We start from the raw sequence: 21,091 nt of genomic DNA, 5'->3' as shown, positions 1-21,091 counted from the left end.
TCGGCCCGGGCCCCGGCCCCTCCGGAGGCGGTCAGCGGGCGGCCTCCAGGGTGCGGCGGCAGGTGTCCAGCGCGCTCTCCAGGACGGGTCCGCGACGGGCCGGGTCCATCATGTTCGGGCCCATCACCGCCAGGTCGGCGGGGGTGGGAGCGAGCAGGTGCACGCGCACGCCGCCCGCCCGCAGCAGTCCGGCCTCCCGCAGCAGCTGGCGGGTCACCGTCCGGCGGTAGCGGGCGACCAGCTGGGCGAGCACCCCGCTCGGACGGTCCCGCTCGCGCGGGGCGTGCAGCCGGTCCCGCACGCGCCGGGCGCGCGTGGCGGCGGACGCGCCGTCGTCGGGCTCCGGGCGCCCGGGCGGATCGGGGCGCAGCGCCATCGGGGCGAGCACGTAGACCTCGTCGAGGCCCCGGTCCAGCAGCAGGTCGGCGTTGGTGGCCGACCAGCAGCCGCCGTCCACGTACTCGGTGCCGCCGACCGGGACGGACGCGAACCAGCCGGGGATCGCGCAGGAGGCCATCACCGCCTCGTCGACCCGGGCGGGGGGCGCGCCGGGGTCGCCGAAGACCACCCGGCGGCCGGTGCGGTAGTCCACCGCGACGACGCGCAGCGCCGAGCCCGCCGGCCAGCCGTCCGCGCCGCCCACGTTGCCCGTGCCGTCCGTGCCGTCCGCCCCTTCGAACAGGCCGCCGACCAGCGCGCCGACCGACGCCAGCGAGCCCCGGCCGTGCGGCGCCATCGCCGAGACCATGGTGAGCCAGGGGTAGGTGCGCGGGTGCCGGACGGCGTCCCGCAGCAGGCCCGGCGAGCCGATGCCGACCCGGGGCCGCGGCGGCAGCGCGCCGCCGACCGCCGTGTCGTAGTCGAACTCGATCCCGGCCAGCGGCCCGGAGCCGATCGGCAGGCCGCGCTGGTGGTCGCGGAGCTGGCCGGTGTCCGCCCCAGCCGCCAGCAGCGCACCGAGGATGGCGCCCGCCGAGGTGCCGAGCAGCACCTCCGCATCGCCCGGCGGCCGCCCGGTCGTCTCCTCGACGGCGCGCAGCGCACCGACGGTCCACGCCGCGCCGAGCATGCCCCCGCCGCCCAGCACCAGGCCGCGCCGGGGAGCGCCCCCGGCCCCCGGGGGTGCCGGACGCGTCCCCGATACCCATGTCGTCATACCGGCCGCCTGTCCTCGTCGGGGCGGTGCTGGTGCGCTGCCGGGCGGACGCCGCACGAGGTTCGCGAGGCGTACGGCCCGGCCTTCGATCCTGCGCGCCGACCGGCCGGGGGCGCAACGTCCGTCCTGGCGAACGGACCGTCCCCTTTCGGGCCCTCCCGGCCTCCCCGGCGCGTCAACCCCGGGCCGACGGGGGTGCCCGGAAGCCTGCCACCGCACGGGCCGACTCACCCGGATAGGTGAACTTCGAGGCCGTCGGGGAGGCCGCGGGAAACCCGTTGCCGCCCCGCACGGGGGCCACTAGCAAGGACCCGTCCGTACCCGCACCAGCCGCTTCCCGGCCCCGCCGGCAGCCTCGCCGGCAGCCTCGCCGGCAGCCCCGTCCAGCCCTGTCCAGCCCCGCCCAGGCCCCGCGCCGACCGCCCCCGAGGAAGGCCCATGACCACGTGCCCGAACCGCGCCGCACCGCCGCTCACCCCGCCCGCCGTGCTCTCCGCGCGCCCCTACCGCTCGCGCGGCACCGCCCGGGACCACCACCCGGCGCCCCCGCGCCGGCCCCGTCACCCCCGGACCGCGTGCACCGGCGGTGCGGACCGCGAGCCGCTCGACGGCCTCAGCACCCGGTTCGCCCACCGGCTGGTGGAGGTGCTCACCGGCGCCCGGCCGTCCGGCCAGCTGCTGCGCCACACCACGCTGGACTGCTACGGCCAGCTCTCCGCCCTGGTCCGGGCCGGCACCCTGCGCCGGACGCGGGCCGGCGAGCGGCCCCGGCTCGGCCCGGTGCACGACCGCTCCCCCTCGCCGGGCGCCGTCGAGGCCTGCGTCCGGGTCGACCTCGGCGCCCGGCACCACATGGTGGCGTTCCGGCTGGAGCCGCGCGGCCCCTCCGGCCAGTGGCAGTGCACCGCCGTGGAGGCCCGGTGACCGCCGTCGCCCGCCCCGCGCCGCCGCCCGCCGCCGCGCCGCCGACCCGCGGTCCGCTCGGCACGCCCCCGGAAACGGCGCGGGGCGCCGCCCCCGTACGGGAGCGGCGCCCTGCCCTGCGCCGGGCCGGTCCGACGCGCGGACCGGCCCCCGGCCTCGTCTCAGCCCTTGCGGCGGCGGCCCTTGGCCGACTTGGCGGCCTTGCGGCGCTCGGCGCGGGTCAGCCCGTCGCCCTCGTCCTCCGCACCGAGGTCCTCGAAGTCGCCCTCGACCACACCGCCGCCGACCTCGTCCGAGGGGGCCGTGTAGTGCAGCCGCTGCGGCTTGGGGGCCTCCAGGCCCTTGGCCTTGATCTCCGGACGGGCGGCGTCCTTCTCCAGCTTGTCGAGCACGACCTGGGCGTCCTCGACCGGGACCTCCTCGACCTGCTGCTCGACCTGGACCTCCAGGTTGAACAGGTAGCCGACGGACTCCTCCTTGATGCCCTCCATCATCGCGGTGAACATGTCGAAGCCCTCGCGCTGGTACTCGACCAGCGGGTCGCGCTGCGCCATGGCCCGCAGGCCGATGCCCTCCTGGAGGTAGTCCATCTCGTAGAGGTGCTCGCGCCAGCGGCGGTCCAGCACCGACAGCACGACGCGGCGCTCCAGCTCGCGCATGATCTCGGTGCCGAGCTGGTCCTCGCGGGCGCCGTACTGCGCCTGGACGTCCTCCTGGACGACCTTGGTGAGGAACTCTGGGGTGAGGCCCGCGGTGCCGCCGGCCTCCTCCTCCAGCTCCTCCAGGTCCAGGGTGATCGGGTAGAGCTGCTTGAGCGCGGTCCAGAGCTTCTCGAGGTCCCAGTCGTCCTCGAAGCCCTCGCCGGTGGCGGCCCGGACGTACGCCTCGACGGTGTCGTCCATGAAGTGGCCGACCTGCTCCTGCAGGTCCTCGCCCTCCAGGACCCGGCGGCGCTCGCCGTAGATGACCTCGCGCTGGCGGTTCAGCACCTCGTCGTACTTGAGGACGTTCTTGCGGATCTCGAAGTTCTGCTGCTCGACCTGGGTCTGCGCGGAGGCGATGGCCCGGGTGACCATCTTCGACTCGATCGGCACGTCCTCGGGCACGTTGGCCATCGAGAGCACGCGCTCGACCATGCCGGCCTTGAACAGGCGCATCAGGTCGTCGCCCAGCGACAGGTAGAAGCGGGACTCGCCCGGGTCGCCCTGACGGCCGGAACGGCCGCGCAGCTGGTTGTCGATCCGGCGGGACTCGTGGCGCTCGGTGCCGAGGACGTAGAGGCCACCGGCCTCCTTGACCTCGTCCTGCTCCGCCTTGACCGCGGCCTTGGCCTTCTCCAGCGCGGCCGGGAACGCGGCCTCGTACTCCTCCGGGGTGTCCACCGCGGAGAGCCCGCGCTGGGCCAGCTCGGCGGCCGCGAGGTGGTCGGCGTTGCCACCGAGCATGATGTCGGTACCGCGGCCGGCCATGTTGGTGGCGACGGTGACGGCGCCCTTGCGGCCGGCCTGGGCGACGATCTGCGCCTCGCGCTCGTGGTGCTTGGCGTTCAGCACCTCGTGCGGGATGCCGCGCTTGCGCAGCTCCTGCGACAGGTACTCGGACTTCTCGACCGACACGGTGCCGACCAGCACCGGCTGGCCCTTCTCGTGCTTCTCGGCGATGTCCTCGACCACGGCGGCGAACTTGGCCGGCTCCGACTTGTAGATCAGGTCGGGCTGGTCGATGCGCAGCGGCGTCTTGTTGGTCGGGATCGGCACCACGCCGAGCTTGTAGATCTGGTGGAACTCGGCCGCCTCGGTGGTGCCGGTACCGGTCATGCCGGCCAGCTTGTCGTACAGGCGGAAGAAGTTCTGGAGGGTGATGGTGGCCAGCGTCTGGTTCTCGTTCTGGACCTCCACCCCTTCCTTGGCCTCGATCGCCTGGTGCATGCCCTCGTTGTAGCGGCGGCCGGCCAGGATGCGGCCGGTGTGCTCGTCGACGATCATGACTTCGCCGTTCATGACGACGTAGTCCTTGTCCGCCTTGTAGAGCTCCTTCGCCTTGATGGCGTTGTTCAGGAAGCCGACCAGCGGGGTGTTCACCGACTCGTAGAGGTTGTCGATGCCGAGGTAGTCCTCGACCCGGGTGACGCCCTCCTCCAGGATGCCGACGGTGCGCTTCTTCTCGTCGACCTCGTAGTCGCGGTCGATCTTCAGGCGCAGCACCAGCTTGGCGAAGTCGGCGTACCACTTGGTCGCCTGGTCCGCCGGGCCGGAGATGATCAGCGGGGTACGGGCCTCGTCGATGAGGATCGAGTCGACCTCGTCGACCACCGCGAAGTAGTGGCCGCGCTGGACGAGTTCGTCCTTCGACCAGGCCATGTTGTCGCGCAGGTAGTCGAAGCCGAACTCGTTGTTGGTGCCGTACGTGATGTCCATCCCGTACTGGCGCTTGCGCTCGGCGGGCGTCATGTTGCCGAGGATCACGCCGACCTCGAGGCCGAGGAAGCGGTGCACCCGGCCCATCCACTCCGAGTCGCGCTCGGCGAGGTAGTCGTTGACCGTGATGAGGTGCACGCCCTTGCCGGTGAGCGCGTTGAGGTACGCGGGCAGCGTGCCGACCAGGGTCTTGCCCTCACCGGTGCGCATCTCGGCGACGTAGCCGAAGTGCAGCGCGGCGCCGCCCATGAGCTGGACGTCGTAGTGCCGCTGGCCCAGCACGCGCTTGGCGGCCTCGCGGACGGTGGCGAACGCCTCGGGGAGGATGTCGTCCAGGCTCTCGCCGTCGGCGATCCGCTGCTTGTACTCGTCGGTCAGTGCGCGCAGCTCGGCGTCGGTGAGGTTGACGAAGTCCTCTTCGATGGAGTTGACCTGGGCGGCAATCCGCTGCAGCTTGCGAAGGATCTTGCCTTCGCCGGCGCGCAGGATCTTGTCGAAGACGGACACGTGAGCGGGCTCCTTGCCTGTATTGGCACTGGACGACTGCACGGTGGATCCACCCCACCGCACGGGCCATCGTATGCGAGGAGCCCAATGCCCCGGGAGGTGCGTCAGCACGGTATTCCCGTGTCACCCGCGCGAGCACATCCGACGATAGTCCCTCGCACCGGGGCAAACCGGGCGGTTGTCCGGCTGATTGAACGTGCCGGTCCGTTAATCGGATGCTCCGTTTTATCTCTGCACGGAATAATCCGTCCATGGATGAGCAGCCGAAGCAGTCGCAGCAGCAGACCGGCCCGCGCCCCACGGCGCCCGTCGCCCTCACCACCGACCGCCTGGTCCTGCGCGCTCCCGCCGAGGGCGACGTCGACGCGGTCTTCGCCGCCTGCCAGGACGAGGAGATCCAGCGCTGGACGGTCGTCCCGTCGCCGTACCGCCGCGAGGACGCCGAGTACTTCGTCCACGACCTCGCCGCCAACGGCTGGCAGAGCGGCGAGAACCTGGTCTGGTGCGTGTTCGAGCGCGAGACCGGCGCGCTGGTCGGCAGCCAGGGGCTGATGGCCTGCCCCGGCCGGCCGGGCACCGCCGAGGTCGGCTGGTGGGCGACCAAGGAGTCCCGCGGCCGCGGGTACACCACCGAGGCCGCCGCCGCGGTGGCCCGCTACGGGCTGCGCGAGCTGGGCCTGCGCCGCCTGGAGTGGCTCGCCTACGTGGGCAACGAGGGCTCGCGCGGGGTGGCCCGGAAGGTCGGCTTCCGCAGCGAGGGCCTGCTGCGCTCCTACGCCGAGCAGCGCGGGCTGTTCCGTGACTGCTGGATCGCCTCGCTGCTCGCCGAGGACCTCCCCGACTGACCGCGCGGGCCGCGGCCCGGGCCGGTTGTCGGTGCCCCGGTCTAGGCTCGCCGGCATGACCGCCTTGACCCCGCGCCGGGCTGCCGGCCCCGCCCCCGCGACCCCCGCCCCGGTGACCGTCCTCGGTGCCGACGACGCCCGCCGGATCGCCCTGCGCGCCCAGGGACTGCTCGGCGCCCCGGACCGCCGCGGCGGGGTGCGCGGGGTGCTGCGCCGGCTCGGCTCCGTCCAGCTCGACACCATCTCGGTGCTGGCCCGCTCGCACGAACTGGTCCCGTACGCCCGGCTCGGCGCGGTCGGCCGCCCGGCGGTCGAGACGGCGTTCTGGGGCTCCGGCGCGAGCTTCGAGTACTGGTCGCACGCGGCCTGCGTGCTCCCCGTCGAGGAGTGGCCGCTGTTCGCCTTCCGGCGCCGGCGCTACCGCGCCAAGGCCCACGTCTGGGGCAAGCAGGTCGACGCGGCGACGTACCGCACCGTGCTCGACAAGCTGCGCGCCGAAGGCCCGCTCACCTCCACCGAGCTGGGCGGCGCCAAGCGGACCGCCGACTGGTGGGACTGGTCGGACACCAAGATCGCGGTGGAGCGGGCGCTGGCCTTCGGCGATGTGGTCTGCACCGACCGCCGGAGCTGGAAGCGCGTCTACGCGCTGGCCGAACAGGCCGTCCCCGCCGAGCTGTTCGCTGCCGAGCCCGACGACGCGGAGTGCCTGCGCACCCTGGTCGCGCAGTCCGGCGCGGCGCTCGGCGTGGCGACCCGGGCCGACCTGCTGGACTACCACCGGCTGCGCGCCGACCAGTTGGACGCGGCGCTGCCCGAATCCGGCCTGGTCCCGGTCCAGGTGGCCGGCTGGGGCCCGGACGGCTCGCCCGGCGCGGCCTGGGCCGACCCGGCGGCGCTCGCCGCGGCGCCGCGCGGGCGCCACCGCACCACGCTGCTCTCGCCGTTCGACTCGCTCGTCTGGGACCGCCCGCGCACCGAGCGGATCTTCGGCATGTCCCACCGGCTGGAGGCCTACACGCCCAAGCACAAGCGGGTGCACGGCTACTTCGCGATGCCGCTGCTGACCGGCGGACAGCTGGTCGGCCGGGTCGATCCGGCCCGCGAGGGACGGACCCTGGTGGCCCGTCAGATCTCGCTGGACTCCCCCAAGCACCTGGAGGCGCTGGCCGGTGCGCTGCGCGAGGCGGCCTCCTGGGTGGGCTGCGACAGCGTCCGGATCGAGACCCTGCACGACGAGGCGCTCCGCCCGGCACTGGAGAAGCTGCTCGGCTGAGCGCACCCCGAGGGGCCCGCCACTCACCCTATTTCGAGGATCTTCTCGCGCATCGCGTAGACCACGGCCTCCATCCGGGAGTGCAGCTGCAGCTTCTCCAGGATGTTGCGCACGTGGTTCTTCACGGTGTTCTCGCTGATGAACAGCTCCTTGGCGATCTCCCGGTTGTTCATCCCGGTGGCCACCAGCTTCAGCACCTCCAGCTCCCGGTCGGTCAGCCGCGGCGCGGGCACCAACTCGCGCTCGTCGGACCGGCGCTGGATCATCGACTTGAACTCGGTGAGCAGCTTGGACGCCATCGAGGGGCTGATCTGGGACTGCCCGTCGGCGACCGCGCGGATCGCGGTGGCGACCTCGTCGGTGGAGATCTCCTTGAGCAGGTACCCGGTGGCGCCCGCCTTGATCGCCTCGTAGAGGTCGGCCTCCTCGTCGCTTATCGTCAGCATGATGATCTTGGTGCTGGGCGCGACGTCCTTGATCGCGGTGCAGGCCTCGATCCCGCTGCGGCGCGGCATCCTGACGTCCATGAGGATGATGTCCGGCAGCAGGTCGGCGGCCTTGAGCACCGCCTCGGCCCCGTCCCCGGCCTCGCCGACGACGGTGATGTCCTCCTCCTCGGCCAGCACGATCTCCAGGCCGCGGCGGAACAGCGCGTGGTCGTCCACCACCAGGACGCGGATCGGCTCCCCCCGGCGGGTGCCGTAGCCGGGGTCCTCCCCCGGGCCCGGCGGCCCCCCCGCGACCGGCCCCGCCACGGGCCCCAACCCGAAGTGATCCCCCATCCGCTCCTCCCCCGTCGCCGGTCGTCGTGCGCCAATCATTCCACGGCCGGAGCCCCCTCCGGTCACCCTCCGGCGCCGATCGCCCCGCATCGGGTGACCTGCGGGCCGCCCCGACGGCACACCGACCCGCCCCGGAACGCCGGTGACCCCGGCGGCACCGGCCACCGGGGTCACCCTCCCACGCTGCTCGGACGGTCAGTCCTCGTCGTCACCCGCGCCGATCGCGCCGCCGGCGCCACCACCCTCGACGGTCGAGCCGTCGGCCTTGAGGTGGATCACGCCGTAGTGGTAGCCGTGCCGGCGGTAGACCACGCTCGGCAGGCCACTGTCCTTCTCCACGAAGAGGTAGAAGTCGTGGCCGACCAGCTCCATCTCGTAGAGCGCCTGGTCGAGCGCCATCGGGGCGGCCGGGTGCGTCTTCTCCCGGACCACCAGCGGGCCTTCGCCCTCCACTTCCAGGGTTCCCATCATGGTCTTGCGGACGGCCCCGTTGGTGCTGCTCTCCGACGGCTTCGTCTCGGGCAGCGCGGCCAGGGCCGCGGTCGCCTCGGCGACGCTGATCGGGGTGCGGCCGTTGCCGCCCTTGTGGACCCGACGCCGGTCCGCGGACTTGCGCAGCTGGGCGTCGAGCTTCGCCGAGGCCAGGTCGAGCGCCGCATAGGGGTCCGCGGCGGCGGCCTCCGCCCGGATCACCGGGCCACGGGTACGGAGAGTGATCTCCACGCGGTCGGACCGGTCGGCCTGCCGCGGGTTGTGTTCCTTGGACACCTCGACATCGAGGCTGATCGCCTTGGTGTCGAACTTCTGGACCTTCTCCAGCTTCTCGGCCACGTGATCCCGGAACCTCTTGGGCACCTCGGTCTTGCGGCCCTTGACAACGATGTCCACGCAGAACTCCGATCCCTCGTTCTGTCGCCGGTCCGGGTGCTACCGGACCGGACTGAGACCAGCCGGACCAGCCAATCCTTCCGCCGGCCCTCCGTCCCACCGGCAACGGTGGGAACGACTGGCCCTCACCTCACTTCCTCCCCACCAGGGACGGTTGAAACCCCCTGGGGCTCATCGAACACCTCACACGGAGTTTTCGCCTCCCCAGCGGAGAGTTGGGGTATGACGGACTAATGGGGCGTGGCGGTCAAGCCGTAGCCCCCTGTCTACCCTCCTGCGAGTGAAACACAGGTAAATACCTGGACAACACCCCCCGTACGGCGCATTCTTTGCTCACTCTCCGTTCGCAAGCCGGGAGGAGCAGCCGTGCCGCCGACCTCCGCACCGCCCCGACCGCCGTCCGCCCAAGGGCCGTTCGCCCACGCCCTGGCCGGTCTGCTCGACGTGCTGGTCCCGTCGCCCTGCGCGGGCTGCGGCACCGAACGCGGCCAGCTCTGCCCGGACTGTCGGCGTCTCCTCGCCACCGCCCTGCCCGCACCCTGCGCCGCCCTGCCCTGGGTGCATGCCTGCGCGCCGTACGACGGCCCGGTCCGCCGGCTGCTGCTCGCGCACAAGGAGCGCGGCGCGCTCCGGCTGGCCGGCCCGCTCGGCGAGGTCCTCGCCCGCGCGGTGCGCTCCGCGCTCGGCCCGCGGGCCGGGCAGGCCCCGCTGCTGCTCGTCCCGGTGCCCTCGGCCCGCGCGGCCGTCCGCGCCCGGGGCCACGACCCGACCCTGCGGATGGCGGGCGCAGCCGCCCGCGTGCTGCGCCGGGAGGGCCTGGACGCCCGCGCCGCACCGCTGTTGCGGCACACCCGCCCGGTCGCCGACCAGGCCGGGCTCCCGGCCGCCGAGCGCCGGCGCAACCTGCACGGCGCGCTCACCGTCCGGCCGCTCGCACACCGCCCGCCCGCGCTCCGGCCGGTCCTGGTGGACGACCTGGTGACCACCGGCGCCAGCCTCGCCGAGGCGGCCCGGGCGCTGTCGGCCGCCGGGCTGCCGCCCTGCGCGGCCGCGACCGTCGCGGCGGCCGGCGCGGACCGGCACCCCTGCGGCGTCCCGCACACGCCCGAGCACCGAGCCGGGGACCACCTCTGAGAGCGGCCCGGGCGCCGGCCCGAAGATCAGCCGGGGATCAGCCCGGGTAGATGAACGAGGAGACCCCGAAGAGCAGTCCCCCCAGCTCCCGCCACTGGTTGTTGACCAGCCGGTACGGCTTGCCCCCCGCGCCCTGCAGCGCCAGCACCGGCGGCACCAGCGGCGTACTGCCGCTCCCGCCGCTCACCCGCGCCTCCGACGCCGCCACCGTGACCAGCTCGCCGCCGCTCTGCAGCCGCGCGTCGGAGTTCGGGGACCCGTCCGTGCTGATGTAGTGCAGCTGCTGCAGCTTGTCCTTCTCCTTGCCCAGCACCAGCAGTTGGTCCGCCTCCGCCCAGGAGACCGAGGCCACCTCCTGGAACGCCGGATTGGCCTCCTGCAGGCCGGTGATCCGCGCGGTCGGCGCCTCCTTGGTGCCTCCGTGGACCAGCAGCCCCAGCCAGAGCTTCTGCTCCTTGCCGTCCTTGCCCTCCTTGAGCAGCAGGGCCACCCGGACCCCGTCCGAGGAGACCTTGATGCCCTGCACCGAGCGGCCGTCCAGCTTCGCCACCGGCACGTCGACGACCGTCTTGTCGCGGACCATCAGCACCCTCGGGCCCTGCGGGTCCCGGTCCACCACGAAGAGGTCGCCCCGCCCGTCCCAGGTCGGCGAGGTCAGCCCGTCCTCGGCCTTCGCGCCCGGACGGGCCGTGGTGGTCAGCACCGGCTGGGGCATCGCGCCCGCCGCCGTGTTCTCCGCGAACGGCACGGTGTAGAGCTGGTGGCCGTCCCCGCTGATCGCCGCGGCGCGCTCACCGTCCCGGGCCACCGCGATCGCGCCCAGCCGCCGGCCGCTCTGCTGCGGGCGCCCCAGCGGACCGCGCACCGGATCGGAGACGTCATCGGCCGCGCGCGTCTCGTACAGGACGCCGTTGTCCTCCCGCTGGTAGAACTGCCGGGTGGCCATCTGGCCGGCCAGCGCGCCGGGCCCGATCGCGGGCTCGTCGCTGCGGGTCGCCAGGCAGCCCAGGCCGCCGTGCTGCCCCTTGAGCTCCAGCTTGTCCACCTGCCCGGTGCCCTGGTCGGCGAGGGTGTAGAGCAGCTGGGTGGCCATCTGCCGGCAGGCGGTGGCACTGCCCAGGTCGACCCCGGTGACCCCCACGTGCCCGGTGTGGTTGTCGTCCACGGTGACCGACTCCACCTTCGCCCCGGCCGGGAAGGCCGAGCGCACCACCGGCTCCAGCCAGCTCGACGGCCCGCTGACCAGCGCGTCGGCGGCCGAGCCCAGCGGGTTTATTCGGCGCCGCAGGTAGACCGGGTCGGCGATCAGCACGTCCTGGTTGGTCGCCGCCGTGGCGGTCGGCGCGGACGGGTCGGGTGCGGCGTAGAAGAACCGGTCGACCTGGCGGTAGCTGTTGCGGAAGTTGACCTCGTTGAGGATCAGACCGTCGGGGAGCTCGTTGATCCGCCACTCCTCGCCCTTCTCCCGCACGAAGGAGAAGTTGAACTGGAGCTGCTGGGTCGTCGGCTTGATCCGGTACGAGTGCCGCTCGTCCACCTCGGCCACCAGCTGCCCGCTGACCGGGATGGAGACGTCGGTGTCGGCGTCGGTCACGCTCACGTCGGCCTGGCTCGGCTTGCCGCCGAGCACCTTGACGCCCGCCTCGGCGTTCCACCGCGCGGCGGCCGCCGACGTCAGGTACTTGCGGGCCGTGCCGTAGCTGTCGTCGGCGGTGAGCGCGTCCAGGAACCCGGTCAGCAGCTCCTGCGGCTTGGCGCCCTTGGCGGGCTCCACCGGGAAGACCCTCACCTGCAGGTTCTTCTCCGCCGAGCTCTTGGACTGCTCGATCCTGGTGACGCCCCCGGAATCCGGCATCGCCGCGCAGCCGCCGGCCAGCAGGCTGCCCAGCAGGGCGCCGGCCACCCCGGCCAGCCGAGGCTCAGTCCTGCCGCTGGTCCTTCGCACCCCGCGACCCCTCCGTGTCGGTTCCACCCGTGCCGTCCACCCCGGCGGCCTCGTCCGGCCCCGCGGTGCGCTGCGCCACCGACGGCCGGCCCGGCGCCGTGTCCACCATGACCTGCGCGCCGGTCGCACCGTACCCGGCACCGGCCGGCAGCACGTCCGACGGGTCGGCCCGCGGGGCGTCCGGCGCGCGCCGGCCGAGACCCGGGCCGATGCTCAGCACGCCGCCGAGCCCGCTGCCGAAACCGCTGCCGGAGGCCTCCGGGGTCTCCGGGACGGCCGTCTCCTCCGCCGCGCTCAGCGCCGTCGATCCGCCCGGGCGGATCGCCCGCCGGTACGGCGTCCCGTACGTGCCCAGCCCCCGGTTGTTGCGGGAGTCCTCCGGCTCCAGCCGGAACGGCGCCCGGTTGATCTCGCCGCCGCGGGTGCGCGGCAGGGTGAGCCGGAAGTGCGAGCCGCCACCCGGCTCGCCCCAGGCCTGGAGCCAGCCGCCGTGCAGGTGCGCGTCCTCGACCGCGATGGACAGGCCCAAGCCGGTGCCGCCGGTGGTCCGCACCCGGGACGGGTCGGCCCGCCAGAACCGGTGGAACACCCGGGACGCCTCGCCCGGCTTGAGACCGATGCCGTAGTCGCGCACGCCGACCGCCACCGCGCCGTCCTGCGAGCCCAGCCGGACCACGACGTCCCGGCCCTCGCCGTGCTCCAGCGCGTTGACCACCAGGTTGCGCAGGATGCGCTCGATCCGCCGGGAGTCGACCTCGGCCACCACCGGCTCGCCGTCGCCGCGGATCACCACCGCGCTGCCCTTGGCCTGCGCCAGCGGGTCCGCGGCCTCGACCACCCGACCGACGATGTCGCGCAGGTCCACCGGCTCGGCGTCCAGCACGGCCGCGCCCGCGTCGAACCGGCTGATCTCCAGCAGGTCGGCGAGCAGCGACTCGAAGCGGTCCAGCTGCCCCTGGAGCAGCTCGGCGGACCGGGCCGCCATCGGGTCCAGGTCCTCGCGGCTGTCGTAGATCAGGTCGGCGGCCATCCGGACGGTGGTCAGCGGGGTGCGCAGCTCGTGCGAGACGTCCGAGACGAAGCGCCGCTGCACCCGGGACAGCTCCTCCAGCTGGCGGATCTGCGCCTGCAGCGCGTTGGCCATCCGGTTGAACGATTCGCCGAGCCTGGCGATGTCGTCCGTGCCGGTGACCTTCATCCGTTCTTCCAGGTGCCCGGCGGCCAGCCGCTCGGAGATCCCGGCGGCCATCCGGACCGGCGTCACCACCTGGCGCACCACCAGCCAGGCGATGCCGCCCATCATGATCACCACGAACACGCCGGCGGTCGCCAGGGTGCCGGTGATCAGGTTGAGGGTCTTGGTCTCCTGGCCGAAGGAGAAGACGTAGTACAGCTGGTAGTCGCTGGTGCCGTCCGGGCCGGTGAACTGCTGGCCGAAGACCAGGCCCGGCTCGGTCTTCCCGCCGCTCTCCGCGGAGCGCTGGATCCGGGTGGGCTGGCTGAAGGTCTGACCGGCCTCCTGCGCGACCCGGGCCCGCAGGGCGGCCGGGACGCTGTCCGGCGAGATGTCGCCCGAGTAGCGCGGGCCGTAGCTGGGCCGGTCCTTCGCCGGCGGCACGGTCTGGCCGGTGGCCGGCAGCATCGCGATCACCGAGTAGACGTTCTGCCCGCTGGCCGCCAGCTCGCCGACCTGCCGCAGCAGCCAGGTCCCGGGCTCCTCGGGCGCCGGGTCGGCGGCCGCGCCGGTGCGCACCCGCAGGTCCTTCGCCTCGTCGATCTTCTTGAGCTCGGTCTGGAAGCCCGCGATCGCCTGGTCGCGCGCCGCGGCCCGCTTGGTGTCCAGCAGCCCGGTCCGCACCTGGGCCACCACGACGACGCCCAGCACCAGCACCACCAGGACCGACAGCAGCAAGGTCGCCGCCACCACCCGCAGCTGGATCGACCGCCGGTACAGCGCCGCCACCCGGTGCACGGGGCGGCGCAGCTGACGGACCACCGGCGCGAACGGGGCCGCGAGGCCGCGCCGCCGGCGGTTGCGGACGGTCGAACTCAGCACGTCCCCGCGCACGGCGGAGCCGCCCCCGTCGGTCGCGCCGGCCGCCGGGGTCTCGTCGGACTGGTCGCTCACGTCAGCTGGGCCCGGCCTTGTAGCCGACGCCGCGGACGGTCACCACGATCTCGGGGCGCTCCGGGTCCTTCTCGATCTTGGAGCGCAGACGCTGCACATGGACGTTCACCAGCCGGGTGTCCGCCGCGTGCCGGTAGCCCCACACCTGCTCCAGCAGCACCTCGCGGGTGAACACCTGCCAGGGCTTGCGGGCCAGCGCGACCAGCAGGTCGAACTCCAGCGGGGTCAGCGGGATGCCCCGCCCCTCCCGCTTCACCGAGTGGCCGGCCACGTCGATCACCAGATCGCCGATGGTCAGCTGCTCCGGGGTCGGCTCCTCGGCACGGCGCAGCCGGGCGCGCACCCGGGCCACCAGTTCCTTGGGCTTGAACGGCTTGGTCACGTAGTCGTCGGCACCCGACTCCAGACCCACCACGACGTCCACCGTGTCGGTCTTGGCGGTCAGCATGACGATCGGGATCCCGGACTCCGCCCGGATCTGCCGGCAGACGTCGATGCCGTCCCGACCGGGCAGCATCAGGTCGAGCAGGACCAGGTCGGGCTTGGTCTCCCGGAACGCGGCTAGCGCCCTGTCCCCATCCGCGACGAAAAACGGCTCAAAACCCTCACCACGCAGCACGATGCCGAGCATCTCGGCCAGTGCGGAGTCGTCATCAACGACGAGGACGCGTCCCTTCATGGGTCCATCTTCTCATTACCGGATTGTGACCTGCCGCACAGCAGTCCCATTGCTCCAGAACGGCCAACTGGCGGCCCGGCGAATTCCGGCCATACCGGGCGAAAGCCCCGGCCCGACCCGGCCCCGGAGGCCCCGGGAAGGACCACCGGCCGTCCACGGAGCGGCCGTTGCCGTTCAGCAACCGGATCCCCCTGGGGCGCGTCCGACCACCATGGCACGATGGGCGCTGCGCCCATGTGAAGATCCACCCGGCGCCGCGAACTCTGACGCCCTCCGAGGAGCAGTGATGACCGACACTCCGGGCTGGGCCTCGCCCGGCTCGTCCGAGCCGCCCCGCGACGGTGCCCGGCCCCCGGCCGACGCGCCCGCCGCCGTGCCCGGCCAGTCGGCACCGCCCCACGACGCCCCGCCCGCCTGGGGCACCGCCCCCGGCGCACCGCAGCCCCCGTACGGGCAGCAGCCGCCGTACGGCCAGCAGCCCCCCTACGGCCAGCAGCCGCCGTACGGGCCGCCCGGCGGGCAGTTCGGGTGGAGTGCCCCGCCCAGCCCCAAGCCCGGTGTCATCCCGCTGCGCCCGCTCGGCCTCGGCGAGATCCTCGACGGCGCGGTCTCCACCGTCCGCAAGCACTGGCGGGTCGCGCTCGGCCTGTCCTTCGGCGTCGCCGTGGTCCAGCAGGGCGTCGCGCTCGGCGCCCAGCTCGCCGTCCAGGGCGACACCGGCGAGCTCACCCCGGTGCTGACCTCCCTGGTCAGCCTGCCGCTCGCCGGGCTGCTCAGCGTGATCGCCTCGGCCCTGCTGACCATGGTCGTCAGCCGGGCCATCCTCGGGCAGTCCGTCACGCTCGGGGAGGCCTGGCGCGACGCCCGGCCCCGGACGCTCCAGCTCATCGGCCTCACCCTGCTGAACGCCCTGATCCTCGGCGGCATCATCCTGCTGGGCTTCACCCCGCTGATCGGCTACGCGCTGTCCGGCGCCGCCGAACCGGCGATCACCGCCCTGCTGATCATCGTGGGCACGCTCAGCCTCCCCGTGGCCGGCTGGCTCGGCATCCAGCTCAGCCTGGCCGCGCCCGCGCTCATGCTGGAGAAGCAGGGCGTCATCGCCGCCCTCTCCCGCTCCCGGCGCCTGGTCCGCGGCTCCTGGTGGCGGATCTTCGGCATCACCCTGCTCAGCACGGTCATCGCCTGGGTCGTCTCCAGCGTGATCAGCACCCCGTTCACCGTCGCCGGCATGATGCTCGGCTGGAGCGACCTCACCAGCCAGCTCGACGCCGGTGACTCCACCTCCATGCCCACCGCGATGCTGGTCACCCTCGCCATCGGCGGCATCCTCTCGTCCACCATCACGCTCCCCTTCACCGCCACCATCGGCGTGCTGCTCTACGTGGACCAGCGGATCCGGCGCGAGGCCCTCGACATCGAGCTCGCCCGCGCCGCCGGCCTGCCCGAGTACGGCGGCACCGGCTGGGGCGGTCAGGGCGGCCCCGCCCCGGCAAGGCTCTGAGCCCGATGCCGACCTGGGGGGAGATCGTCGTGCTCGCGGGCGGGGCCCCGGTCACGACGCCGCGTGACGCGGCGCGCGAAGCGGCCCGCGACGAGCTGGTCAAGGCCGACTACCACCGCCACGACCCGAGCATCCAGGAGCGGATCGTCAACTGGGTCATGGACCGGATCGACGACGCGCTCGGCGCGCTCGCCGGCGGCGGTACCACCGGCACCACCGGGCTGATCCTCTTCCTGGTGGTCGCCCTGGTGATCGGCGCCGCCCTCTGGTGGCGCCTCGGCGCGCCCAAGCGGGCCGCCCGCACCGACCTCGGCGTCTTCGGCGGCACCGGCCCGCGCAGCGCCGCCGAGCACCGGACCGACGCCGAGCGGCACGCCGCGGCCGGCCAGTGGGCGGACGCCGTCCGCGAGCAGATGCGCGCCCTGGTCCGGGCACTGGAGGAACGCACCCTGCTCGACCCCCGGCCCGGCCGCACCGCCGACGAGGCCGCCGTCGAAGCCGGCCGCGCACTGCCCGAGCATGCCGGCGCGCTGCTCGCGGCCGCCCGGGCCTTCGACGACATCGCCTACGGCGAGCGCACCGCCGACCAGGCCGCCTACCAGCTGCTGCGCGACCTCGACCGGACCCTCGAACGCGCCCGCCCGGTCCTCGCCCCGGCCGCCGGAGGAGCCGCATGACCAGCGCCACCCCCGTCCCGACGGCACCGCCGCACCCGACCGGGCCCGCGCCCGGACCCGTCGCGGCCGACCCCGTCGCGACCGACCCCGTCGCGACCGGCACCAGCCTCGCCCCCACCGGCCGCGGCCTGTGGCGGCGCGCCCGCTGGTACCTGCTCACCGTCGTCCTCGCCCTGCTCGCCGCCGTCGTCCTGGCCGCCGCCAACGACGAACGCCAGTACCCGCCGCTGGACCCGCGCTCCTACGACGCCACCGGCGGCCACGCCCTGGTCGCCCTGCTGGAGCGCCAGGGCCTCACCGTCGACGTCATCACCGACCCCACCGGCCGCCCCACCGGCGCCGACACCCTGGTACTGCCCGAACCCGACCTGCTCACCCCCGAGCAGCTGGCCGCCGTCGCCGCCGCCCGGCACAGCCGACTGGTCCTGATCGCCCCCGGCCCCGCCGCGCTCAGCGCGCTCGCCCCCGGCGTCCGGATGTCCGACGAGAACGGCGGCGTCCCCTACGCCCGCGTCCGCGGCACCGACCCGGGCTGCTCGCTGCCGGAGGCGGTCCGGGCCGGCAGCGCCCACGTCGGCGGCCTGCTCTACACCTCCGGCAGCCGTGGCGAGGGCTGCTACCCGCGCGGCCACGGCTACCCCGTGGTCGCCGTCCCCACCGGCCGCGGCACCGACGTCGTGGTCCTCGGCAGCGGCGAGTTCCTCACCAACGAGCTGCTCAAGAAGGACGGCAACGCCGCCCTCGGACTCGGCCTGCTCGGCGCCCAGCCGCACATCGGCTGGCACCTGCCCGACTACACCGCCCCGGTCGCCGAGGGCGGGCGCAAGAGCTTCCAGGACTTCATCCCGGAGGGCTGGACCTGGGCCGGCTACCAGCTCGCCGTCGCCGTCGTGCTCGCCGCGCTCTGGCGCGCCCGCCGCCTCGGCCCGGTCGTCAGCGAGAACCTTCCCGTGGTGGTCCGCGCCTCCGAGACCACCGAGGGCCGCGCCCGGCTCTACCGCCGTGCCAGGGCCCGCGGCCGCGCCGCCGACGCCCTGCGCCGCGCCGCCGCGCACCGCATCGCCCCGGCCCTGGGCGTCCCGCCCGTGGCCGGCGCGCCCGACCCCACCGCTCTCTGCGCGGCCGTCGCCGACCGCCTCCCCGAGCGGCCCGCCGGGGACGTACGGGCCCTCCTGTACGGCCCGCCCCCGACCGACGACGCCGCGCTGCTGCGGCTCGCCGACGACCTCGACACCCTCGAAAGGCAGGTACGGAAGCCGTGACCGAGAAGGCCACCACCCAGCTCCGCATCACCCCCGGCACGGCACCCGCCACCCCCGGCGCCGGCGCGCCCGGCGACCCGCGCCTCGGCGACGCCCGGCCCGTCGACGCTCCGACCGTCGACGCGCGCGAGGCCCTCACCGCCCTGCGCGCCGAGATCGCCAAAGCCGTCGTCGGCCAGGACGCCGCCGTCACCGGCCTGGTCGTCGCCCTGCTCTGCGGCGGCCACGTGCTGCTCGAAGGCGTCCCCGGCGTCGCCAAGACCCTGCTGATCCGCACCCTCTCCACCGCGCTCAGCCTGGAGACCAAGCGCATCCAGTTCACCCCCGACCTCATGCCGGGCGACGTCACCGGCTCGCTGGTCTACGACGCCCGCACCGCCGAGTTCTCCTTCCAGCCCGGCCCGGTCTTCACCAACCTGCTGCTGGCCGACGAGATCAACCGCACCCCGCCGAAGACCCAGGCCGCCCTTCTGGAGGCCATGGAGGAGCGGCAGGTCACCGTCGACGGCGAACCGCGCCCCCTGCCGGTCCCGTTCCTGGTCGCCGCGACCCAGAACCCGGTCGAGTACGAGGGCACCTACCCGCTGCCCGAGGCCCAGCTCGACCGCTTCCTGCTCAAGCTGATCCTTCCGCTGCCCGACCGCGACCAGGAGTTCCAGGTCCTCGCCCGGCACGCCGCCGGCTTCGACCCGCGCGACCTCTCCGCAGCGGGCGTGCGCCCCGTCGCCGGCCCCGAGCACATCGCGGCCGCCCGGGCGCAGATCGCCAAGCTGACCGTCTCCCCCGAGGTCCTCGCCTACATCGTCGACCTCTGCCGGGCCACCCGGCAGTCGCCCTCGCTCTCCATCGGCGTCTCCCCGCGCGGCGCCACCGCACTGCTCGGCGCCTCCCGCGCCTGGGCCTGGCTGGCCGGCCGCGACTACGTCACCCCCGACGACGTCAAGGCCCTCGCCCTGCCCACCCTTCGGCACCGCGTCGCCCTGCGCGCCGAGGCCGAGATGGAGGGCGTCACCGCCGACTCCGTCATCCAGGCGGTGCTCGCCCAGACGCCCGCCCCACGCTGAGCCCACCCCACGCTGGCCCGCCCCGCCCGCCCGCACCTCTGGCCGGCTCACCCCCGGCCCCGACGAAGGAACGCACCGCATGGCCCTCACCGGGCGAACCGCCCTGCTCGCCGCGCTCGGCGCTCTCGTCACGGGCCTGCTGCTGCCCTCCTGGGCCGGGATCGGCGCCGTCACCGGTGCGGTCCTGCTCGCCGTCGTCGTCGACCTGGTGCTCGCCGCCCCCGTCCGCAGTCTGCGGATCGTCCGGGGCGGCGACACCAAGGTGCGGCTCGGCGAGCCCGCCGGCGTCGAACTGACCGTCACCAACCCGTCCGGACGCCACCTGCGCGCCCGGATCCGCGACGCCTGGGCCCCGTCCGCCTGGCGGCCCGGCACCGAGACCGCCGCCTCCCGGCACACCCTGCCCGTGCCCGGCCACGAACGGCGCCGCGTCACCACCGTCCTCACCCCGACCCGGCGCGGGGACCACCACGCCCACAAGGTGACGATCCGTTCGCTGGGCCCGCTCGGCCTGGCCGGCCGTCAGGGCTCGCACCTCGTCCCCTGGACGGTCCGCGCACTGCCCCCGTTCGCCAGCCGCAAGCACCTGCCCTCCCGGCTCGCCCGGCTGCGCGAACTCGACGGCCGCACCTCCGTCCTGACCCGCGGCCAGGGCACCGAGTTCGACTCGCTGCGCGAGTACCTGCCGGGCGACGACGTCCGCTCCATCGACTGGCGGGCCAGCGCCCGCCGCCACACCGTCGCCGTGCGCACCTGGCGCCCGGAGCGCGACCGGCACATCCTCGTCGTCCTCGACACCGGCCGCACCTCGGCCGGCCGGGTCGGCGACGCTCCCCGCCTGGACGCCTCCCTGGACGCCGCACTACTGCTCACCGCCCTCGCCACCAAGGCCGGCGACCGGGTCGACCTGCTCGCCCACGACCGGCGCGCCCGGGTCTCGGTGGCCGGCCGCTCCCCGAACGAGATCCTCCCGGCCTTCACCAACGCGATGGCCGTCCTGGAGCCCGCCCTCTACGAGACCGACATGCGCTCGCTGGTCGCCACCGCGCTCAAGATGGCGCCGCACCGCTCGCTGATCGTCCTGCTCACCGGCCTGGACGCGGCCCCGGTCGAGGACGGCCTGCTCCCGCTGCTGCCCCTGCTCACCAAGCGGCACGAGGTCGTGCTCGCCTCCGTCTCCGACCCCCACCTCGACGAGCTCGCCGCCGGCCGCGGCACCGTCGAGGCCGTCTACGGAGCCGCGGCCGCCGAACAGACCCGCGCCGACCGCCGCCTCACCGCCGACCGCCTCACCCGCGCCGGCGTCACGGTCATCGACGCCCCGCCCTCCTCCGTCGCCCCCGCCCTGGCCGACACCTACCTCGCCCTCAAGGCCGCCGGCCGGCTCTGACCGCGACTCAGCGCTCCTGCCCCCGAGGCCGTTTCACAGCCCGGTTCACGGCCCGGTACGCCGCTCGGCGGCATCGAAGGCCGGCGCGAGCGGCGCCAACGCCGCGCGGAGCTGCTCCGGCGGGGAACCGGACGGTACGACCACCCCTGCCGCGCCGGCGTTCCCGATCGGCCGGAGCCAGCCCTCCAAGGCGATGCGGACCACCGCGGCCACGCTCGCCGCGAGAACGCGGGCCGTGTGCACTCCGGCATCGCCCAGGCGTTCGGCGAGAACCGCCGCCTCCTCGAAGGACGCCGGGGAGAGACCTACCCCGACATGGACTGGGAGCCCAAGGAGGCCTTCACGGCGGTGGCCGAGCGGTATCGGAGGTGACCGGCCTGTCCTGAACGCAAAGAACCCCCGCCGGTAATCCGGCGGGGGTTCTTCTCAAAATTTGTTCGGCGGCGTCCTACTCTCCCACAGGGTCCCCCCTGCAGTACCATCGGCGCTGTGAGGCTTAGCTTCCGGGTTCGGAAT

General features: G+C 74.2%; 17 protein-coding genes, 1 rRNA gene and 1 pseudogene. 10 read left to right on the top strand and 9 right to left on the bottom strand.

The features are described from left to right. Positions 1-31: 31 nt before the first annotated feature. Positions 32-1,156 carry a patatin-like phospholipase family protein gene (locus tag ACFU9E_RS20305; RefSeq protein ID WP_380685108.1) on the bottom strand — a complete coding sequence of 375 codons (1,125 nt, stop codon included), beginning with the start codon at positions 1,154-1,156 and terminating at the stop codon, positions 32-34. Positions 1,157-1,594: 438 nt separating this feature from the next. Here ACFU9E_RS20305 and ACFU9E_RS20300 point away from each other — a divergent pair, with 438 nt between their 5' ends. Then, on the top strand, positions 1,595-2,080 hold the full coding sequence (locus ACFU9E_RS20300; protein WP_380685107.1) for an Rv3235 family protein: 486 nt from the start codon (positions 1,595-1,597) through the stop codon (positions 2,078-2,080). Between the two features lie 161 nt (positions 2,081-2,241). Here the strand turns inward: ACFU9E_RS20300 and secA are convergent, their stop codons facing one another. Then, entirely contained in the window at positions 2,242-5,004 is a 2,763-nt protein-coding gene (gene secA / locus ACFU9E_RS20295) for a preprotein translocase subunit SecA (protein ID WP_380683064.1), read from the bottom strand. A 251-nt stretch (positions 5,005-5,255) separates the two neighbouring features. Here secA and ACFU9E_RS20290 point away from each other — a divergent pair, with 251 nt between their 5' ends. Together ACFU9E_RS20290 and ACFU9E_RS20285 are read left to right on the top strand one after the other, a co-directional pair. Next, positions 5,256-5,849 carry a GNAT family N-acetyltransferase gene (locus tag ACFU9E_RS20290; protein WP_380683065.1) on the top strand — a complete coding sequence of 198 codons (594 nt, stop codon included), beginning with the start codon at positions 5,256-5,258 and terminating at the stop codon, positions 5,847-5,849. A 55-nt stretch (positions 5,850-5,904) separates the two neighbouring features. After that, the gene (locus tag ACFU9E_RS20285; RefSeq protein ID WP_380683066.1) at positions 5,905-7,122 is read left to right on the top strand and encodes a winged helix-turn-helix domain-containing protein; all 1,218 of its coding nucleotides are present in this window, start codon (positions 5,905-5,907) and stop codon (positions 7,120-7,122) included. Positions 7,123-7,145: 23 nt separating this feature from the next. Here ACFU9E_RS20285 and ACFU9E_RS20280 read toward each other — a convergent pair whose 3' ends face one another. Then, a complete protein-coding gene (locus ACFU9E_RS20280; RefSeq protein WP_380683067.1) occupies positions 7,146-7,904 on the bottom strand; it encodes a response regulator in 759 nt (252 codons plus the stop codon). Positions 7,905-8,099: 195 nt separating this feature from the next. After that, positions 8,100-8,792, bottom strand: coding sequence for a ribosome hibernation-promoting factor, HPF/YfiA family (gene hpf / locus ACFU9E_RS20275; RefSeq protein WP_380683068.1), 693 nt, complete (start codon positions 8,790-8,792; stop codon positions 8,100-8,102). Positions 8,793-9,158: 366 nt separating this feature from the next. On the opposite strand from hpf, the gene ACFU9E_RS20270 reads away from it, so the two are divergent. Beyond that, positions 9,159-9,926, top strand: a complete 768-nt coding sequence (locus tag ACFU9E_RS20270; protein WP_380683069.1) for a ComF family protein — start codon at positions 9,159-9,161, stop codon at positions 9,924-9,926. Positions 9,927-9,963: 37 nt separating this feature from the next. On the opposite strand, the gene ACFU9E_RS20265 is transcribed toward ACFU9E_RS20270, so the two are convergent. The 3 genes from ACFU9E_RS20265 to mtrA are packed head-to-tail and all read right to left on the bottom strand — an operon-like array spanning position 9,964 to position 14,678. Further along, entirely contained in the window at positions 9,964-11,829 is a 1,866-nt protein-coding gene (locus ACFU9E_RS20265) for an LpqB family beta-propeller domain-containing protein (RefSeq protein WP_380683070.1), read from the bottom strand. A 16-nt stretch (positions 11,830-11,845) separates the two neighbouring features. After that, complete coding sequence (gene mtrB, locus ACFU9E_RS20260) at positions 11,846-13,999, bottom strand: MtrAB system histidine kinase MtrB (RefSeq protein ID WP_380683071.1); 2,154 nt, start codon at positions 13,997-13,999, stop codon at positions 11,846-11,848. A gap of 1 nt (position 14,000) precedes the next feature. After that, entirely contained in the window at positions 14,001-14,678 is a 678-nt protein-coding gene (gene mtrA / locus ACFU9E_RS20255) for an MtrAB system response regulator MtrA (protein ID WP_380683072.1), read from the bottom strand. 286 nt (positions 14,679-14,964) lie between these two features. On the opposite strand from mtrA, the gene ACFU9E_RS20250 reads away from it, so the two are divergent. The 5 genes from ACFU9E_RS20250 (at position 14,965) to ACFU9E_RS20230 (ending at position 20,575) form a co-directional block, all read left to right on the top strand. Beyond that, positions 14,965-16,182, top strand: a complete 1,218-nt coding sequence (locus ACFU9E_RS20250; RefSeq protein WP_380683073.1) for a hypothetical protein — start codon at positions 14,965-14,967, stop codon at positions 16,180-16,182. A 5-nt stretch (positions 16,183-16,187) separates the two neighbouring features. Further along, on the top strand, positions 16,188-16,859 hold the full coding sequence (locus ACFU9E_RS20245; protein ID WP_380683074.1) for a DUF4129 domain-containing protein: 672 nt from the start codon (positions 16,188-16,190) through the stop codon (positions 16,857-16,859). Then, the gene (locus tag ACFU9E_RS20240; protein ID WP_380683075.1) at positions 16,856-18,121 is read left to right on the top strand and encodes a DUF4350 domain-containing protein; all 1,266 of its coding nucleotides are present in this window, start codon (positions 16,856-16,858) and stop codon (positions 18,119-18,121) included. Before ACFU9E_RS20245 ends, ACFU9E_RS20240 begins: the two co-directional genes overlap by 4 nt. 143 nt (positions 18,122-18,264) lie before the next feature. Then, positions 18,265-19,185 (top strand): AAA family ATPase, encoded by a 921-nt coding sequence (locus ACFU9E_RS20235; protein WP_380683078.1) that lies wholly within the window; start codon positions 18,265-18,267, stop codon positions 19,183-19,185. A 79-nt stretch (positions 19,186-19,264) separates the two neighbouring features. Continuing rightward, entirely contained in the window at positions 19,265-20,575 is a 1,311-nt protein-coding gene (locus ACFU9E_RS20230) for a DUF58 domain-containing protein (RefSeq protein ID WP_380683076.1), read from the top strand. A gap of 45 nt (positions 20,576-20,620) precedes the next feature. Here ACFU9E_RS20230 and ACFU9E_RS20225 read toward each other — a convergent pair. Then, positions 20,621-20,851, bottom strand: a pseudogene (locus ACFU9E_RS20225) (TetR family transcriptional regulator); the annotation flags it as partial. Between ACFU9E_RS20225 and ACFU9E_RS20220 the strand changes: the two are divergent. Continuing rightward, positions 20,813-20,947 (top strand): hypothetical protein, encoded by a 135-nt coding sequence (locus ACFU9E_RS20220; RefSeq protein WP_380683077.1) that lies wholly within the window; start codon positions 20,813-20,815, stop codon positions 20,945-20,947. The pseudogene ACFU9E_RS20225 and the gene ACFU9E_RS20220 overlap by 39 nt on opposite strands. Positions 20,948-21,010: 63 nt before the next feature. On the opposite strand, the gene rrf is transcribed toward ACFU9E_RS20220, so the two are convergent. Beyond that, positions 21,011-21,091 (bottom strand): 5S ribosomal RNA (gene rrf / locus ACFU9E_RS20215); the annotation flags it as partial.

Origin of the sequence: Kitasatospora sp. NPDC057595, assembly GCF_042800875.1 — a bacterium.
Lineage (GTDB): Bacteria > Actinomycetota > Actinomycetes > Streptomycetales > Streptomycetaceae > Kitasatospora.
The sequence above is the reverse complement of the archived record's forward strand: the minus strand, read 5'-3'. Positions and strand labels throughout refer to the sequence as shown.

What these genes read in the sequence shown, in the direction of transcription:
- ACFU9E_RS20305 (WP_380685108.1), bottom strand. Translation starts at nt 1,156, where the DNA reads ATGACGACATGGGTATCGGGGACGCGTCCGGCACCCCCGGGGGCCGGG.
- ACFU9E_RS20300 (WP_380685107.1), top strand. Translation starts at nt 1,595, where the DNA reads ATGACCACGTGCCCGAACCGCGCCGCACCGCCGCTCACCCCGCCCGCC.
- ACFU9E_RS20290 (WP_380683065.1), top strand. Translation starts at nt 5,256, where the DNA reads ATGGATGAGCAGCCGAAGCAGTCGCAGCAGCAGACCGGCCCGCGCCCC.
- ACFU9E_RS20285 (WP_380683066.1), top strand. Translation starts at nt 5,905, where the DNA reads ATGACCGCCTTGACCCCGCGCCGGGCTGCCGGCCCCGCCCCCGCGACC.
- ACFU9E_RS20280 (WP_380683067.1), bottom strand. Translation starts at nt 7,904, where the DNA reads ATGGGGGATCACTTCGGGTTGGGGCCCGTGGCGGGGCCGGTCGCGGGG.
- mtrA (WP_380683072.1), bottom strand. Translation starts at nt 14,678, where the DNA reads ATGAAGGGACGCGTCCTCGTCGTTGATGACGACTCCGCACTGGCCGAG.
- ACFU9E_RS20250 (WP_380683073.1), top strand. Translation starts at nt 14,965, where the DNA reads ATGACCGACACTCCGGGCTGGGCCTCGCCCGGCTCGTCCGAGCCGCCC.
- ACFU9E_RS20245 (WP_380683074.1), top strand. Translation starts at nt 16,188, where the DNA reads ATGCCGACCTGGGGGGAGATCGTCGTGCTCGCGGGCGGGGCCCCGGTC.
- ACFU9E_RS20240 (WP_380683075.1), top strand. Translation starts at nt 16,856, where the DNA reads ATGACCAGCGCCACCCCCGTCCCGACGGCACCGCCGCACCCGACCGGG.
- ACFU9E_RS20230 (WP_380683076.1), top strand. Translation starts at nt 19,265, where the DNA reads ATGGCCCTCACCGGGCGAACCGCCCTGCTCGCCGCGCTCGGCGCTCTC.